A 17727-nucleotide genomic window follows, 5' to 3' on the forward strand; every position below is an offset into this window, starting at 1 on the left:
AGGCTTCATTAGCCTCCATCCGAGAAAGCGCATTTCTACCTGACGCTGACGAATCTTTCTTGGGCAACGACTCGGAGCTTATGCAGGTCTTCGCGGCGGCTGACGGATAGCGGTACGGTTGCTTTGACTTCTTCGACAATCAGCTCTGTGTTAACGGGGCGTCTTTCGTGGATGGCTTTGTAGAGGGAGGTGATAATGACTTGTTCGATTTCAGCGCCGCTGAAGCCGTCTGTGGCCTGGACTAATTCTGTAAGTTTGAAGCGTCTGGGGTCTTGTTTGCGGCGAATGAGATGGATTTGCAAGATGGCAGCGCGTTCGGTTTCGTCAGGGAGATCGACGAAGAAGATTTCGTCGAAGCGGCCTTTTCGCAATAGCTCTGAAGGGATGCGGGATAAGTTATTCGCGGTTGCTACAACAAAGACATCTTCTGACTTTTCCTGAAGCCAGGTCAGAAAGTAGCCAAAGAGTCGGCGGCTGAGTCCGCCATCGGTGTCGCTCTCGGACTGTCCCATGCTCTTTTCAATCTCGTCAATCCAGAGGACGGCGGGCGACATAGTTTCGGCTAATGTCACAGCTCGACGAAAGTTCTTTTCGGATTCGCCAATAAATTTGTCGTAAAGTCTGCCTGCATCTAGCTTTAGCAAAGGCATTTGCCATTCGCGGGCGATCGTCTTGGCTGCCAAAGACTTGCCGCACCCCTGAATACCGACAATTAAGATGCCGCGAGGAGCAGGAAGATTCAAGGATTTTGCCTGGGCGCTAAATCCCACCCGAGCGCGTTTCAACCACTGCTTCAAACCGCTGAAGCCACCGAGTTGAGCGGGATTCATTTCGGGTGGAATATACTCTAGCAGACCCTCTTCGTGGAGCACTTGCACTTTGCGCTGCAGGACTCGCTTGACGTCGTCTTGAGTCAGCTTGCCGTCATCAAGGGCGGCAAAGGCGATAACCTGACGGGCCTGTTGTAGAGTCATGCCGCGCATGGCTTGGACCAGTGCTCTCATGCCCTCGGGAGCAATTTGGACTGAGATGCGGCCTTTGAGCGATCGCACCACCTCTGCGATCGCCTGATGCAGTTCGTCGGGTTCAGGCAGCTTGAGGTCAAAGTACACCACGGCTTGGGCGATGTCGGGTGGCAGCGTGATGTTGTGTCCGGTAATGACCAGTGTTGATCGATTGTGAGCAAACTGTTGAATCACCTCACGCAGCTGTCGGCCAATCACCTCATCTTTCAGGTGCGGCCCCAAGTCTTTCATCCAGTAGATGGCCTGAAACTGGATATCTTCAATGTGTTTCAGCGCATCTACCGGATCGCTGGTGCGCTCTAAAGCTTGGGGCTTTTGAGCGCCGGGTGGAGCGTATTCATTGGTCCAGCGGTTATGAATGTTACCCTGCGATCGCGTCAATCCTTGCGCCACACTCCACTCAAAAACGGCCATCTGCAAATCGTTAATCGCAGTGTTGATAAGTGTACGGACTCGCTCCTCCTCGACCGTTTCGATCACAATGGCGGAATGAAAAGACATCACCAAAGTCTGAAACAGACGGACGCTATTGGAGAAGGTCATAGGTCTAGGGGTGAAGAACATCTGAGACTAGAATGCCCGCATGAGTGTGGCTATTCGTAACCGGATGCGCCCGTGGAGAAAGGCAGACGGTAGACCTTAGACGGCAAAATGGAATGCCTGCTGTGTAGGATGTGGCAACTGTTGCCTTAAACAAACTACTTGCTATGACCCTTGTTAGAGGACTACAAGTCGTCCTGGTGGATTCCAAAAATTTTCTCAGAACGGTCTACGCTGGGTCTTGGCTCTTAAGAAGATTTCTAAACATAACAATACCCAGCTGTGGTGCATTGCGCTGTGCTAATGGCGCCCTCCCAGCGGTAAATTCTTTCCTGGAGATCCTCTAAGCTTTTTCCGTAGATTTCCCAACGATTTTTCAAAGAAGGTGTTGATTTGCCAGTGAAAATGTCAGTCTATTAAAAACCTATGACTGCTGTTGGATGTTTTTATGATGATCGACACCCTCTCTGCCCCTACCCAGCCATCCATGCAGTTTCAAGATCTTCAAACGCGGCTCAAGTCTCTCTGGCGATCGCCTGACGAATTTGATGTTGGCAATTGTCAGGTTTTAGTGGTGCCGTCTCTGAGTCTTGATCAGTCAGAACTGCAAAAGATTGAAGGATCCCATTATTACGAAGAAAGGCTGCTCTTCTCACTGGCTCGGTTGCGGAATCCCCACACGCGATTGATGTATGTGACTTCTCAGCCGCTACATCCCAGCGTCGTAGATTACTACCTAGAATTGCTGCCGGGGATTCCCAGTTCCCACGCCCGCGATCGCCTCGATCTATTCGCGACTTACGATGCGTCCCACAAGCCACTGACCCAAAAACTGCTAGAGCGCCCGCGACTGCTGGAGAAAATCCGTCGGCGTCTGCATCCTGAATATGCCTACATGGTGTGCTACAACTCTACGCCTTTAGAACGTGAACTCGCGCTGAAGTTGGAGATTCCGCTGCTAGCGCTTGATCCAGATTTGCTGTACTGGGGGACCAAGAGCGGTAGCCGTCAAATTTTTGCTGAGTGCGGCGTGCCTCATCCTGATGGCAGTGACCTGGTAGAAACTGCTGATGATCTAGCTGAGGTGACAGCAGATTTATGGGAACGACAGCCTCATCTAAAACGTATTGTCATTAAGCTCAACGAAGGATTTTCAGGAGAAGGTAACGCGCTCTTGCAGCTTCAGCCCCTCATCGAAGCGGATATCCTTGCGTCGAGCCGAGGCGAGCGGGTCCAAGCTTTGCGTAAAGCCCTAGGGGACTTGCGCTTTCAATGCAAAACAGAAACTTGGGAGCACTTTGAGAGAAAGATTCATGACCTGGGTGTGATTGCAGAAGCCTTTGTCGAAGGTGGTGAAAAGCGATCGCCCAGCGTGCAGGGACTCATCAATCCTTTAGGCTTGGTTGAAATGCTTTCGACCCATGACCAAGTTTTAGGCGGACCAGATGGACAAATCTTCCTAGGCTGCTCTTTTCCGGCCAATGTGGAATATCGGCTGCGGATTCAGGCGATGGGCGAAGCCATTGGCAAAAATTTGGCGCAAAAAGGCGCCCTTGAACGCTACGGCGTGGACTTTATCGCGGTTCACAAACCAGAGCAAATTCCTGAATGGGAACTGCAAGCTATCGAGATCAACCTGCGAAAAGGCGGCACTACCCATCCCTTCATGGCCCTCAAGCTGCTGACGGATGGTCGATACAACAAGCAGGATGGTTTGTTCTATACTCGCCAGGGACAGCCTAAGTTCTACCGAGCTTCCGACAACCTGCAGAAGCCGGACTATCGCGGACTGTTGCCCAGCGATTTGATGGACATCATCATGAGCGATCGCCTCCATTTCAACAGCATTGAAGGGGTCGGCGCTGCCTTTCATCTCATGGGCTGTCTCTCTGAATATGGCAAGCTTGGACTAACCAGCATCGGCAACTCTCCAGAACAAGCTGACGAAATCTACGACTCGGTTGTAGATTCTCTTGATCGCGCAACCTGAATAGAGTGAATAGGCTGTGAAACAGCAGACGATGCTGCTGTTTCTGAGAATGAACTGGTCCAATATCTCAACCCGAGCCAGTCGAGAAAAACTGTCGAAAATCCTCATCCGCATCGCTGAGTTGGGCTGCCTTCGCCCCTAAAGCGGTTAGTTTTTCAACTAAATGTGCACAAGCAGGACGTTCCGTAGCGTAGTGCCCAGCATCAATGAGGATAAGACCGCGATCGCGAGCCTCTTGAAACTGGTGAAACTTACAGTCTGACGTGAGATAGACTTGTGCTCCAGTCTTCACGACATCGTCTATAAAGCTAGCCCCCGATCCACCTAGCACAGCCACTCGATCAATGTGCTGATGCAAATTCGCGTCAGGTGAATAGATGAGATCCGGTGGAGACAACTGCGTTTGAATCATCGCAAGCAACTGCTGAAGCGTCATAGCATTAGATAGATGACCCACACGACCGTATCCAACTTCCGGCTGAGTGGGGACAACTGGCTCGACGGCCTGTAGCTGAAGCATCTGAGCCAGCACGTCGGCGGTACCATCCGCCACCTGATCGAAATTGGTATGAGCGCTGTAAATCCCAATTTTGTGAGTGATGCTGAGCTGCACCATCGCCCCAATGCCATCCTTCTTTTGCACGGACTTTAGGGGACTGAAAATCAAGGGATGGTGGGCAAAGATGAGATTGATAGGAATGCCAGACTGTTGTAAGGCGATCGCCTCATTCATGACCGATAGCGTTGGCGTCAGACACACCAAAGCATAGGCCGGAGCATCTAGAATCCCCGGTTCCACCTGCCAGCCGCAGTTATCCCACTTCTCTTGCCAGGAGGGAGGTGCCCAGGCTTCAAAGGCTTGAATAAGTTGTGCGATCGTCATAGCGATGATTCTGAAACGAAGAGCAAACTGTAGATACGCTAGCAGCTTCCCGCTAGGTTAGGAGTCCTCAGGGTCAACATTGCCCGTGCGCTCAAAGCCCAGCTGTACAAGTCGATCAACTAATTCCTCGAAGCTGACGCCACTAGCCTGCCACAGCATAGGATACATGCTGGTTTGTGTGAAGCCAGGCAGCGTATTGATTTCGTTAATGAAAACTTCGCCCGAGGATTCCACATAGAAGAAATCAACCCGTGAAATGCCAGCCGCATCGACTGCTTGAAACGCCTGGACAGCCATTTCCTGAATCCGGCGGCTAACCGTCTCAGGAAGATTAGCCGGAATTGTTAGATCAGCCTGCCCTGCCGTATATTTTGTGTCGTAATCATAGAAGTCACTGCTGAAGCTGATTTCACCTACAACTGAAGCTTTGGGCATATCATTGCCCAGCACCGCGCATTCGACTTCACGCGCCTCAACTCCCGCTTCCACAATTAAGCGACGGTCGTAGCTAGCGGCACTGTCCAGAGCCGCTTCCAACTCCTGACGCGATCGCACCTTTGCGATCCCTACAGATGACCCCAGATTGGCAGGTTTAACAAACGCAGGATAGCCCAATGCTTCCTCAATGCGATCGCACAACTTTGGAAACACACAGGGATTCGACCATACCTCTGCCCGCGATACCGCAACATATTTGACCTGGGGCAAACCCGCCTGAGCAAATGCCGTCTTCATCGCCAGCTTATCCATGCCTACAGCGGACCCCAGCACCCCCGACCCGACAAACGGCTTTTTAAGCAGCGTCAGCAGTCCTTGAATTGTGCCATCCTCGCCATTGGGACCATGCAGCACAGGAAACCAGATATCGATGTTTGCCAATTCCGCTCCACCCGGCAGGCGGTTAGCGGCATCATCATCGACCTCAACCGTCATCGGTTGCCCCACTTGCAAAACCTTTGCCGCCTCAGTGCCAAACATCCAGGCCCCCGCCTTGGTGATATAGACCGGGAGGACCGTGTAGACATCGCGATTTTGTCCCCGTGAGAGCGCATTCGCGATTGCCTGGGCCGAGCGAATAGACACCTCATGCTCCCCAGAGCAACCGCCAAACAATACCCCCACTTGACACTTCGCCATATCTGTCTCCCCTCCTCGGCTCATTGATTCAATCAGTATAGGGGTGAAAGGCTGAAGGATGCGGTTCGCTACCGCGAAGTAGTGGGGTGGAACGACACCTAAGAGAAACAAAATCAGGTGTATAACTAGCTTGCTGGATAGCCGTAAAAAAGCTTGGCAAAAAAAGACCCCAAGCCTCGCAAAGAAGCTCAGGGTGCGACAATCAGGGTGCATCTACCACTACACCTTTCGATGTAGAACCCACCCGTCCGGAGAGAAACGAAGGTTTACGCAAACTTTCTGAAGTGTTTATCGTGACACCCTCAGCGATCGCTGCTCGCCATCAGATCCGAAAAACAGTGTAGGGCGATCGCAATTGATAACAATGAAGGGACCTGCAGAAATCCCTAGCAGAGACACCAAGGCTTTACACCAGTGTAGAACTACCCAAACTAATTTCGCCGTTGATCACGGTTGTACCGTCTTAGCTCTGCTAGAGTCACTTCGCCATCGCCATTCAAATCAGCAGCGGCATTGCTCAGAGAAACCTGCTCTGCATTAGCGATCGCGGCAAACGTTCCAGTGCTGATGAACATTATCAAAGTAGACAATAAAAGCCGTCTCATTGTAGAAACCTCAATTCAACAAAAGTCAAAACCGCTATGCGATACGGGTTTACTTGCTTGGTTTCTAGTGTGAAAGGCGTAGCTGAGACGGCAATCAGCAGCAGTTGAGTGCTGATTAAAAGACGACTGAGATTCCGATAAATTTCATCCTAAGGGATGATGGATCGCTTTTTTCCTAAAGGTTGTCTTGTTGGACGCCCTGGACAATACGAGAAAGCTCCGTTTTCTCATCGACGCTGATGCGAGTGGGTGAACCACTGATGATGCGCTCTAGATTGCGGAAAGAGTCCTTAATTTCTGGTCCTTGATCCGTGATGGTGTATTCGCGAATGCCTTTATCATGCCAAGACCCTCTCATCTTGAAGACGTTGATGGCCCGTGACATTTCGCCCCGGACTTCAACGTATTGGAGCATGAGAATCGTGTCGGTAATGGTCGAGATGTGGGACTCGGTAATGGAATGTAGCCCCATGAACTGCTCGGTGGTGTTAGTAAAAAAGCCTGTGATTTCTTCTTGCTTGGCATAGCCCGTGACACCAATAACGAACTGCCGGAAAGAACTGTTGCTGACGCCACGATCAAGAGCTGAGAGCGAGTCGATCGCAATGCGAGCAGGCTTGAACTGAGAAATTTGGGACTTAATAATCTGTAGATGATCCTCTAGTCCAGCTGATTCAGGATAGGCACAGAGAATTTTCAAGAGGCCCTGCTGCTCTAAATCTTCAAAATCAATTCCCCAAGATGTCGCATTACGTAAGAGTTGTGCCCTGGATTCTTCGTATGCAAAGAGAATAGCCCGTTCTCCACTCAAGCAACCCGTTTGTAGAAACTTACTGACCAAGAGCGTTTTGCCTGTTCCCGTTGCCCCCGTCGCCAGAATGATTGAATCGCGGAAAAAGCCGCCGCCGCACATTTCGTCTAAGGTTTCCACGCCGGAGGATACACGAACGTTAGAAGACCGTTGAGTCAAGCGCATCGCTCCCAATGGGAAGATATTGATGCCGTCATTCACAATTGTGAAGGGATATTCTCCCTTCATATGAGTCGTGCCACGCAGTTTTAAAATCTCAATCGTGCGACGGCGACGCTCCCCCTCCAGCACATTACGGACAATGACGACGTTGTCTGAAACAAATTCCTCGACGCCATAGCGAGCCACAGGCCCGTATTCATCAACTCGCTCCGTGGTCATGATGGTCGTCACTCCCATTTGCTTCAGACGGGCCGCTAGCCTAAAAATTTCCCGTCTGACCACAGACGCAGCGTCGTACTGCTGAAAAACAGCCGTGACTGAATCAATCGAAACCCGCTGAGCCTTATATTTGCGAATCGCGTACTGAATCCGTTCGATTAATGCCGATAAATCAAAGCTGCCGACAACATCCTGGCCTTCAGGATCTGGAGAAGCATCCAGAATAAACATTTTTCCTTCATCGATCAGCTTTTGTAAATCCCAGCCAAAACTCTTAGCATTTTTGATAATGTCAGAGGGAGACTCTTCGAAGGTCACGAAAACGCCAGGTTCTTCAAAATGAATGATGCCTAAGTAGAGAAACTGGACTGCCATCAAAGTTTTGCCCGTGCCCGAAGTGCCGCTTACAAGCGTTGTTCGACCAACCGGTAAGCCTCCATGACTAATATCGTCAAACCCTTCGATCAGGGTACGAATCTTAGCAATGCTATCGGAACGATTAATCGAGTAAGTATCGTTCTGGGAAAGTTGACTCATAAGAACTTGTAAAACAGCTGGGCTGAACTGTCGAGCTAATTCCTGGCTTTAAACTCAGCCTTTAAGGTTAGCGCGATCGCGGCGTATTGTGAAATCTTGATGCGGATGATGGACAACCAGGTCAGTTTGAGGCCCTAATTATCCTTAGTCACCTAACTATCCTTAGTCATTTGAGTCGTCTTCACGCAACTCCTCGTACAGCAGATCCAGCCCAATGAGAACCCTTTCCCGATCAGACAAGTCACCAATGATTTTACGAACGGGGGGCGGTAAGATTTTCGCCAAAGTCGGTGTTGCCAAGATTTTGTCCTCTTCAGCTAATTGGGGATTTTTGAGCACATCAATGACCTTCAGCGCATAGACCCCCTGAAATTCTTCTTCTAATATCTGGTTTAGCGTTTTCAAAGCCCGTACCGAGTTCGGTGTATTACCCGCTACGTATAGCTTCAACACATAGGTCTTTTTTAACGTGCTCATGGCTCAATCATTTAAAGGGTCAGAAAACAGGGCACACGGTGCAGCAGCTTAATGCAGCCGTCTTTTGGAATGATACATAGAGAAGATTAAGCCTCACGGGGAATAGAGCGGCGGTACATTTCGCACAAATGAGCAATGACATCGATTAACGTTAGACGATAGTCCAGTAAAATCTCTTCGCTGCGACCTTCTAACTTCAACTGTTTCGAAAAGTTGTCCATCAGCTCCATGTGAACTTCCACGAGCTTGGAAACAGAAATATCTGCAAAGAACACGGTGTTCACAAAATTGTCTATTTTCTGATTCAGGGCTTCATCTTTAGCAAAGTAGCTGAGAATGATGTTTCGATAGTCAAGCCGTAGTTTTTCTAAAACTTCAGATCGCTCGGCTGGCGTTAAATGACGCAGAAAATTGTCAGGGTTTCTTTTGTAATAGACTCCGAGATATCCCAGTCGTTCTTGTAGCTTTTCAGATAGCCGCTGCTGCTGCAAACTTAACAAAAAACGGCGTGTGTCCTCCAAAGAGGGAATATTTTCTTCGCTTGAGAGCTGATTGAAAGGCAGATTGAGAAACTGACTGATCGCTCGATGGATATGGTGTTCAAGCTGAGATAAGTCAGAGCGATCTATACATATTGTTTCCTGATGATACTGGGCTAGTAGTTCATGGGTGGCATTGGGACTGAAGCGATCGCTGGCCTGAGTCTCCCCTTGAGCAGATGCATCAGACAGATCAATCACAAGCATTGGCAATAAAATGTCTTGTGATCTCAGGGTTGTCAGCAGCGCAGAAAGGGGGAGTGACAGCTCAATGACTAAGCAGTCTACTCGATGGCGATTTTGCTCAATCCAGTGCAGAAAGGAGTCCTGGGCTTCCCCGAGGTGAACGTGGTGGGTTTGCGTATCCAGTTCAGCTGTTAGGACTTGGCTTAGCTCACGCGACTCAGCAAAACCTCCAATCAGAAATTGTGAATGCAAGGGTTCAAACTCTCTAAAGAATCATAGATACGTTGCTTTTTCTGTATCCAAAAATCTCTATAACTGTTGCCATAGATAGCGTTAAAGCAACCAGCGGTAAGCGTTTCATATTGTTTCATTCTACTGCATGCGTCCTTGAGTAGAACATGGCAGCCATAACGGAGGAAGGACAGGTCTTAATTTCGGACAATTTTATACCTTAATGATTATCTATATAGATTACAGTCTGGGGATAAAGCGTTATCTTAAGCTGTGTAGACAATCTTTTGTCAATACTCAGCGCTTAGTTTTAGCCGATTGAGTCCTATAGCACCCACTCACTGAGGCGGTACAGGGTATGTCTTTCCCACCGCTTTCTAGATTCATTCACTATGTCCCTGCCAGTTTGGCTTCCGATGATCCGAGTCGATGGCTAGAAAATTGCCTTACAGAAGGCCTGGATCGCCTTGTCTTAGTCAATGAGGAGCAGGCCCCTGTCAGAGTACTAACTCTGCATCAACTGTTTGATGTGGTTGATTTTTCAGTGTCTTTTTCACCGACAGCAGGAGGCTCTGAACCGGGTCGTAATCCTGTTAAGTCCATCCCTCAAAACTTGATGGAGGCGTCTACGATCAGTCTTCAAATCGTAGATATTACGGCATCTACGATCGATGTGGCCGAAAGAGTTGCCCTAGATCCGGATCTTTGCTGGGTGGTAGTTGACAAACACCAGCAGTACTTGGGCTTGCTCAATAAAACTCGTCTATTAGCAATCGTCTTTAGGGAGTTGGGGCTAGAGGATAGCAGCCGTCGTGGCAACTTGGAGACGAGCGCATCGGAAAGCAATACGGCTTTGCTCACTTATCTTGGCCATGAACTTAAAACACCATTAACGTCATTATTGGGCCTCTCAAGTCTTCTTAGGACAGGCGGTTTGGGAGAGCTTAATCCTCGACAAAACCGCTATGTCAGTTTGATTCAGCAGCATTGTCGTCGATTGGCAGCTTGGGTTAATACTCTGATCGATCTAGGCCGCATTGAGGGGGGCACCTTACGGTTAGTGCCGCAAATGGTTGATCTGTCAAAGGTGTGGCAGGAGGCCTATCGTCAAGCGGCTTTGAGAACAGGACAAGAAAACACCTCTGCTCCATCCCTGCCTGAGATTTTGGATTCCACCGGAGATGCGATCGCACTGGTAGCCGATCCTGCTCGGCTGCAGCAAATGTTGAGCTGTTTGATGCAAACCGTCTTAGCAATTCAATCAACGGCTCAACATTCGGCTTTGTCACTTGAGATCGATGTGCGGAAAGGTTGGATTGGATTCACGATCTCAGGGCTAGATGATTGGCTTCCGGCTGAGCAACTGTCTCAAACAACGTTGGCCTTGCCTTTTCCAGTGACGTCTGAAACATCGACATCAATTCCAGCAGAGATGGGTCATTGGCTGGAATGGCTGTTAGTTCGTAAGTTGGCCCAACAGCACCAAGGAGAATTTGTCTTATCTGTTCATCAGGATGGAAAAATCTGCCCGTCTTTAATTCTGCCAATGTCGCCGGGGTTAGCCCTAAACACAAATAGCCGATTTCTTTTGGTTGTTGCGCCCCCTGATAAGGATTTTCTCAAGGTTCTGTGGCAGCAAACCGACCATCTCGACTATCGTCTTTTAACAACTCATGACCTCAAAGATGCTGTTGAAATCGCGTCTCGCTTGCCTATCAATGCGCTCTTGGTCCTAATCCACTCTCGCCAAACCATTAAAGAATTGAGATTGATGAAAACGAGTTTGAAGAAGATTGAAGGGCTGACGGTTGCTCTGGTTCCAACTCATTATTCATCTATGCTGGGCGAATTGCCTGTAGATCGAGAGAGTATCTGGCCTACAGATAGTTTGGGAAGTATTTTGCTACAGCCGGCTACTGCTGTGCCGCCTACTAGCCGCCTCACAATTCTATATATCAAAACTTCTGAACAGGTTGATACTAGTGACCAGCGATTTCCTCAAATCTTTCATACCTTTGGTTGCCGCGTTCTAGAAGTTGATGATTTGGAACAGGCCAGCTTGTTGCGTCGGGTCTGGCAACCTAATGTCGCTGTTTTGGATCCGGCGATCGCAAGTCCTGCCAGTTATCTTGAACGGTTGGGACAATCACCTGAATTATCTTCCCTGCCGCTAATTACATTGACCATGGCAGCGACGCAAGCGGCCCATGCGATCAACTCGCTCACTGTGTTTCCCTGTCTTGTTGCTGAATCCGCTTGGAATACCCCTGAAGCAACCGAGCGATTGACCGCCTGGCTCATTCAAGCCCTACAGCTGGCAGCAACTGACAAGAAATAGGAAAGGCTACTAACCCTCATTGACGTGGCTTCTGTCGAGATCAATACTCAAAGAGATTACAGTCCCCTTGTTTAGACTCTAACAGGAAGATAGAGACCAATCAATTTTTCAATGTCGCGTAAGAGATAAGGCTTGCTGACATATTGATTGAAACCAGATTGAAATATGGATAGCTTGTCCGAAAGGCTAGCCATAGCAGTGACTGCAATGATAGGAATCAAAGCAGTGGCTTCGTCTGCCCTCAGGGTACGAACAATATCTAATCCACTAATTCCAGGCAGCCGAACATCTAGCATCATTAGATCTGGCTTAAGATTGAGAGCTCTTTCGAGAGCAACTTTGCCATCCGTTTCACAGAAAAGCGAGCAGGGAAACGGCTCTAATATATAGCTGAGCAAAACAAGGTTATCGACATCATCGTCAGCAACAACAACAACAGGCAAATCCGCATCTGCTGTTGCTGCACGGCTTCCAGAAGATTCTCCGTCAACGGCTGGTAAATTCAACATTTTCAAGAGTTCTAGAGAGCTAGACATTAAGCGACTTAACCAAAGAGTGTTTCGAGAGGCACTCCCAAAAGTGGTTTAACAGCACTTAAATGGATTGGCTCAGAGCTATGACCGAATCTTACTTACGAAATCTTAAACAAATTGAAGAAGTTCCACTGCTACGCAGATTACAAACCTTCCCTTAATACCGTTGCCTTAGAAGCAGCCTTGAAGTACCTCTAAAGGCAGAGCCATAGACAAGTAACCAGATAGATTACTCATACAACAGTATCATCCTATCTCGCTTTCTGAGACTCTAATATGGGAACAACGGTATTTCTTCTCTAACACTCTTCTACACAACCGTTTCTGGACAAAGCATTCAGCAATTTGTCTGGACAAGTTTTACTGACACAAAACTATAGCCAAAGGCAGAGGACAAGAGGAAAGTTAATCTCCGGCTTAACGAGAGCTGTTGCCAATTCTATTAGGACAAAATGGTAGGCTATCTGTCTATGCGCTAGGTCTTTGAACACGAGTACCGCTACGCGGAATTCAAAATACCCTTTGGGAAGGGCAAAGCCCTACAAAATTCAAAGCCAAGGTAGATAAGCTCTCTCAGTGTTTTGAATGGTGAGCCTATTTCTGCCGCAGTGTACTAGTAAGTAAATTAGCCCAGATAGCTCAAGCTTAAAGTCCAATATACCGATTATTTTAGGCCAAGTGGCGGCGCTATAAAAGCAAAAAAAAAGCCCCAGTTTGGGGCTTAGCAACTTGTCAGCCTGTGAGGCTTAGTTGCCAGGAGTAATACTTTCAAGCAAATCCTCAGCTTGATCGCGCACGGTCCTAGCTTCTTGGGAATTAGCAGGGTTGTTCATCTTCTCAAGATTAGCGGCCCCTTGAACTCCATTAGGACCTCTGTTTGCTTTACGCTGGATCTCCTCAGGATTGCGAGGCTCTTCCTTGACAGACTGCCTTGAAGTTTCCACCATGTCATTCATCTGAGGAACCCCTTCTCTAGGGCTGCTTGTGTCGCTACCAAAAGCAAAGGCGGGAGACGCTACGCCAAGCAGCATAACAGCACAAACCAATGCGGCGATTGCAGCACTGATGGTACGACGAAGATTATTGAAAAAACGCATTTTTTAATGCTCCTGAACTTACAACAAAATTTGATACAGCCTACGAACTTTGCTAGCTAACGCTCCTACTACCTTCAAGTCTTTAAGGTTGACTCAGATCGAAGATCAGGATCAGGTGTAAGTGCATCAGCTTCGCTTAGAAGGCAGCGCTTAGTTTCCAAAAAAGTCTTTGACAGATTCGACCAAGCCTTCTGCTGAATCCTTAGCAGAGTCAGCTGCGCTCTCTGCTGCCGATTGGGTTCGCCCAACGCCTTGCTTGGCTTTTCCACTAACTTGCTTAGCGATACCTTCAGCTTCGTTCTCTGCTCCACCAACCTGGCGCTGTAAGCTACCAATACCTTCCTGTACCTTGCCTTTTACCTGCTCGGTTGTTCCTGCGCCAGCCATGCGGTCAACTTCTCGTTCAGCTCTGTTTTGAACAATCTGACCCGCTTCATTCATGGCTTCGGCAGTTGGGCTCCAACCTAGTATCAGGCTCGTGAAAATTGCCAAGGACGCTAGTCCTAAACAAACTGCGCGTCGAATCCTCGATGCGATCGCTTCAATAGTCATAATTAATCTCCTAAATGCAGTGACACTTGCGCGATTTGCACGAGTATCAACACTCCCAATATGTAAACCAAAAAACGGAGAGGCATATCACCCGAACGGCATATTTTGAGCTTTGCGAGCGAGGTATATCTAGGAAAAGTAGACGACAAGTTCCGTGTCAAAAATATGGAGTCCTTGCATGTATAGTCAACGTACTGTCACACTATTCCGCCAATATTTTTCTATTCATCAGCGAATGAAAAATTGAACCTACAGGAATTGACTGTCAACCTAAAAAAAGTCCCAAATCCAGCTTTTAGATAGCTGAATTTGGGTGGTTTGTAGTTCTTAAACAAGTCTTAGCTAAATGTTCCGTAACTCAAGCTTCCGTTGAAGAGCTTCACAGTTACATTCCCCTACTTTAGGGAAAAGAGGCATTCTATCTCAGGTCATATGTGTCCCCTATTTCCAAAGAGACGGTGACAGTAGGGGGAACCAATCAGACTCTTGAATGGAGTTTCCAAGAACAAAGCTTGAAGGACTCTATCGCTTCAGAATGATCCAAACTGCATGAATGATCCCAGGAACATATCCCAGCAAAGTGAGCAGAACGTTGAGCCAGAACTGTGGCTTTAATCCAACTTGAAGAAAAACGCCTAAAGGGGGTAGAAATATTGCTAAAATCAGTCTCAGGATGTCCATTAAGGTTACCTCATTGTTTAGCTCTATACTGCACTGAAGTTTCAGAATGGACATCCGTCTTAGGCATGTACTACGTTCTATCTACAGAATGAATGTCGAAATTTAATTTAGAGGAACGTGGGTTTATAGGGTTTCCCAAAAATATCTCTAAGGACGGTTACATCATTCTTAAGAAGCCAATTAGACCTTAATAAGTGAACGAACTGCATGTTTAATCAGTACCTTGGAAGCTTGCTCTAAAGAACTTGCTCAAAAGTCTGGACTACGCTACGTAACAGACAAAATACCTGGAATTCGCCGACAGAAGGTGGGAAGAGGTTTCAGCTATCTCACCCCTGATGGTGAGCGAATTCAAGATCGTGGAAAGCGCGATCGCTTCAAGCAATTAGCCATTCCCCCCTCTTGGGAAGACGTATGGATTTGTCCTTTCGAAGAGGGTCACTTGCAAGCCACTGGAAGGGATGCAAAAGGGCGAAAGCAATATCGCTATCATCCCAAATGGCGAGAGATTCGCGATCGCATCAAGTTTAATCGGATGGTTGATTTTGGCGAGGCGCTGAGTGACATTCGTCAACAGACAAATGCTCATCTCAAGCTCAAAGGTCTTCCTAGAGAAAAAGTTTTAGCGCTAGTTGTGCAGCTATTAGAAACGACATTGATTCGAGTTGGTAATACCTCCTATGCCCGCTCTAATAAGTCCTATGGTCTGACAACGTTACGCACACGACATGTAGAAATTGAAGGGCATCAGGTAGAGTTTGAATTCACAGGGAAAAGTGGTGTTGAACATCACATCGAACTCACTGATAAGCGACTAGTGAATATCATTAAAAAATGCTATGAAATCCCTGGGTATACGGTTTTTCAGTATTTAGATGATGATGGCGTGCGCCAGAGTATAGATTCAGGTGATGTCAATGATTACTTGCAGCAGCTAACAGGAGAAGACTTTACCGCTAAGGAGTTTCGAACTTGGGCTGGTACGGTCCTTACCGCTCAAGAACTCAGCAAAACAGGCACAGAAGCGATTGAAAACCTTTCTAAACGTGACGTTACTCATGCTATTAAATTAGTTGCAAAGCAGTTGGGGAATCGTCCTGCAACCTGTCAAAAGTATTATGTCCATCCCAAGATTCCTGAATCTTACCTGTCAGGAATCTTGATCCCTAAAATGAAGTCTGCATGTCAAACAATTCAGCATTTAAAGCCCTATGAATGTGCTGTTCTAGACGTTCTTACTTCATGAAGAAGTCTACTTGAATCACATGATGGAGGCAAAATATCTCTTGTAGCAGATGCTTTATCCGTACATCAATCCTATTGTTGTTTACAGCACAAATTTCAGATACTGAAATATTTTTTCAAGGAGAGAATATGGTTTCTATTCTTTTGTCCGGGCTTGTAACGGCCTTAAGTCTGCTTGTTGTTGATCTAATTGTTCCAGGTGTACAGCTAGATACAATTACTGCAACTGCAATCGCGGCGGCCTCTGTAGGCGTTGTGAATGCTTTTATTAAGCCTGCCATCAGCACCCTTGCTATACCCGTTAACTTGTTGTCCTTTGGCCTGTTCTCTTACATTGTGAATGGTCTTTGTTTCTGGCTAGCATCATTGGCTGTTCCGGGCTTCAGAGTTTCCGGCATTTTAGGTTTTCTGTTAGGACCTGTTGTCCTGTCTTTTGTCAGCACTTTCCTCAGCAAGTATTTGGCTGATAAGTACCCTCAGATGATGGAAGGCGTACCCAACAGCAATCGAGAAATTGCCGGTACCTCTAATCCAGAGATGAGCAATTTGTCGTCTTCTGAAATGGCTTCTTCTGATCTATCTACGACTGAAAGCTAGATAGAGTTTTCATCCAATGAATCAGGGCTATAGGCACATGGAGTAAAGATGCCTATGGCCTTTTTGCGTGCATTGCAATACTTCGTTTGAGGTAAACATTAGCTGAGTGCAGGATGGCACTCCTGTTGCTTTCGGTTCTTTGACTATTATGCTGTCCCCATAACGGGTTGACCATCGTTTTACCCTGTAATGGGGTGAAAATAAAAGGCGAGACCCAAGATGACGTAGGTTGCCAGCAGCAGTGTTCCCTCCAGCCAGTTTGAGCGACCATCCGAACTAATGGAGTTGGTAATCAAAACCGCTACTACGACTGCGACCAGTTCCAGCGCTTCAAAGCTAAGATCCATAGGTTGTCCCAAAACCCACCCCGCAAGTACCAAGATGGGAGCAACGAACAGAGCGATTTGCATACTGGACCCAACTGCTACTGAAACAGAGAGATCCATTTTGTTCTTCATGGCAACGGTGACGGCAGTGGCATGTTCAGCCGCATTGCCGATAACGGGCAATACAATCACACCGGTAAACAGCGGCGATAATCCCAACGCTTCAGTTGCAGGTTCCAATGCGTTGACGAGTAGTTCAGATTCAACCGCAACTGCCAGGGTCGCCACTACAAGTACTGAGATCCAAAGTATGAGGTTGGGAGCTTCTTCAGGCTGGGATACTTTGGCAGGATCGCTGCTGGCGATCGCTGGATCTACAGTTTCGTTATCTTCAAATTCCGCAGTTCCAGCATCGTAGAGATAAGTGTGGGTCTTCATGGAAAATAGCAACGTCAATCCGTAAACCCCAATTAGCACGACTGCGACAGCATCGGATAGCTTCTGTAAAGTGACTTCAGGAACGACTTCTGAAGTGAAGCCTACAGCGCTAGGAAGCAGGATAGCAATTACCGCCAAGTTCATTGCTGAGGCATTCACCCGAGCGATGACCGGCTGAAAACTTTGCTCTCGATATTTGACACCGCCTAGCAACATCGAAAATCCCAATACGAGTAAGAGGTTGCTGATGATAGAACCGACAATACTGGATTTGACAACGTCAACAAGACCTTCCTCCAGCGCAATCAGAGCAATGATCAACTCTGTGGCGTTACCAAATGTGGCATTGAGTAAACCTCCCCAAGACGGACCCAGCACAATCGCAATCTCTTCGGTCGCTGCTCCCATCCATCCGGCTAAAGGAACAATCGCTAGACCTGCTGTAATGAAAATGATAGGTTCACTCCAACCAAGATATCGAGCGGCGATTGAGATAGGAATGAAGATGAGCAGGCCATAAAAGATGAGATTTTTGATCAACATAAGTGCTGTATGAAAAGGTTGGTAGGAATAGTTCA

At 47.7% G+C, this 17727-nt stretch carries 16 protein-coding genes; 4 read left to right on the forward strand and 12 right to left on the reverse strand.

Annotated elements, in window-relative coordinates; genetic code table 11:
• Positions 1 to 35: 35 nt before the first annotated feature.
• Positions 36 to 1568: an AAA family ATPase gene (locus PN498_RS21855; protein ID WP_272065531.1), complete on the reverse strand. Its 1533-nt coding sequence runs from the start codon at positions 1566 to 1568 to the stop codon at positions 36 to 38.
• Positions 1569 to 2016: 448 nt separating this feature from the next.
• On the opposite strand from PN498_RS21855, the gene PN498_RS21860 reads away from it, so the two are divergent.
• Positions 2017 to 3555: a peptide ligase PGM1-related protein gene (locus PN498_RS21860; protein ID WP_272065565.1), complete on the forward strand. Its 1539-nt coding sequence runs from the start codon at positions 2017 to 2019 to the stop codon at positions 3553 to 3555.
• 67 nt (positions 3556 to 3622) lie between these two features.
• On the opposite strand, the gene PN498_RS21865 is transcribed toward PN498_RS21860, so the two are convergent.
• The 6 genes from PN498_RS21865 to PN498_RS21890 all read right to left on the reverse strand — a co-directional run bounded on the left by PN498_RS21865 (position 3623) and on the right by PN498_RS21890 (position 9363).
• Positions 3623 to 4438 (reverse strand): Nif3-like dinuclear metal center hexameric protein, encoded by an 816-nt coding sequence (locus PN498_RS21865; protein WP_272065532.1) that lies wholly within the window; start codon positions 4436 to 4438, stop codon positions 3623 to 3625.
• A gap of 57 nt (positions 4439 to 4495) precedes the next feature.
• On the reverse strand, positions 4496 to 5575 hold the full coding sequence (locus PN498_RS21870) for a D-alanine--D-alanine ligase family protein (RefSeq protein ID WP_272065533.1): 1080 nt from the start codon (positions 5573 to 5575) through the stop codon (positions 4496 to 4498).
• A gap of 431 nt (positions 5576 to 6006) precedes the next feature.
• Positions 6007 to 6180, reverse strand: coding sequence for a hypothetical protein (locus tag PN498_RS21875; protein WP_272065534.1), 174 nt, complete (start codon positions 6178 to 6180; stop codon positions 6007 to 6009).
• 175 nt (positions 6181 to 6355) lie between these two features.
• Complete coding sequence (kaiC, locus tag PN498_RS21880) at positions 6356 to 7909, reverse strand: circadian clock protein KaiC (RefSeq protein ID WP_272065535.1); 1554 nt, start codon at positions 7907 to 7909, stop codon at positions 6356 to 6358.
• 162 nt (positions 7910 to 8071) lie between these two features.
• The gene (kaiB, locus tag PN498_RS21885) at positions 8072 to 8386 is read right to left on the reverse strand and encodes a circadian clock protein KaiB (protein ID WP_272065536.1); all 315 of its coding nucleotides are present in this window, start codon (positions 8384 to 8386) and stop codon (positions 8072 to 8074) included.
• 86 nt (positions 8387 to 8472) lie between these two features.
• On the reverse strand, positions 8473 to 9363 hold the full coding sequence (locus PN498_RS21890; protein WP_272065537.1) for a circadian clock protein KaiA: 891 nt from the start codon (positions 9361 to 9363) through the stop codon (positions 8473 to 8475).
• Between the two features lie 337 nt (positions 9364 to 9700).
• Between PN498_RS21890 and PN498_RS21895 the strand changes: the two genes are divergently transcribed.
• Positions 9701 to 11680, forward strand: a complete 1980-nt coding sequence (locus PN498_RS21895) for a sensor histidine kinase (protein WP_272065538.1) — start codon at positions 9701 to 9703, stop codon at positions 11678 to 11680.
• Positions 11681 to 11751: 71 nt separating this feature from the next.
• Here PN498_RS21895 and PN498_RS21900 read toward each other — a convergent pair whose 3' ends face one another.
• The 4 genes from PN498_RS21900 to PN498_RS21915 form a co-directional block, all read right to left on the reverse strand.
• Positions 11752 to 12216: a response regulator gene (locus PN498_RS21900; RefSeq protein WP_272065539.1), complete on the reverse strand. Its 465-nt coding sequence runs from the start codon at positions 12214 to 12216 to the stop codon at positions 11752 to 11754.
• A gap of 743 nt (positions 12217 to 12959) precedes the next feature.
• Complete coding sequence (locus tag PN498_RS21905; RefSeq protein ID WP_272065540.1) at positions 12960 to 13310, reverse strand: hypothetical protein; 351 nt, start codon at positions 13308 to 13310, stop codon at positions 12960 to 12962.
• A 150-nt stretch (positions 13311 to 13460) separates the two neighbouring features.
• On the reverse strand, positions 13461 to 13862 hold the full coding sequence (locus PN498_RS21910) for a CsbD family protein (RefSeq protein ID WP_272065541.1): 402 nt from the start codon (positions 13860 to 13862) through the stop codon (positions 13461 to 13463).
• A 522-nt stretch (positions 13863 to 14384) separates the two neighbouring features.
• On the reverse strand, positions 14385 to 14597 hold the full coding sequence (locus PN498_RS21915) for a YqaE/Pmp3 family membrane protein (RefSeq protein ID WP_442951438.1): 213 nt from the start codon (positions 14595 to 14597) through the stop codon (positions 14385 to 14387).
• A gap of 169 nt (positions 14598 to 14766) precedes the next feature.
• Here PN498_RS21915 and PN498_RS21920 point away from each other — a divergent pair, with 169 nt between their 5' ends.
• Complete coding sequence (locus PN498_RS21920) at positions 14767 to 15789, forward strand: DNA topoisomerase IB (RefSeq protein WP_272065543.1); 1023 nt, start codon at positions 14767 to 14769, stop codon at positions 15787 to 15789.
• Between the two features lie 128 nt (positions 15790 to 15917).
• A complete protein-coding gene (locus tag PN498_RS21925; protein ID WP_272065544.1) occupies positions 15918 to 16385 on the forward strand; it encodes a phage holin family protein in 468 nt (155 codons plus the stop codon).
• 179 nt (positions 16386 to 16564) lie between these two features.
• On the opposite strand, the gene cax is transcribed toward PN498_RS21925, so the two are convergent.
• Positions 16565 to 17692: a calcium/proton exchanger gene (cax, locus tag PN498_RS21930; protein WP_272065545.1), complete on the reverse strand. Its 1128-nt coding sequence runs from the start codon at positions 17690 to 17692 to the stop codon at positions 16565 to 16567.
• Between the last annotated feature and the right edge of the window lie 35 nt (positions 17693 to 17727).

Source organism: Oscillatoria sp. CS-180, assembly GCF_028330965.1.
Taxonomy (GTDB): domain Bacteria; phylum Cyanobacteriota; class Cyanobacteriia; order Phormidesmidales; family Phormidesmidaceae; genus Halomicronema.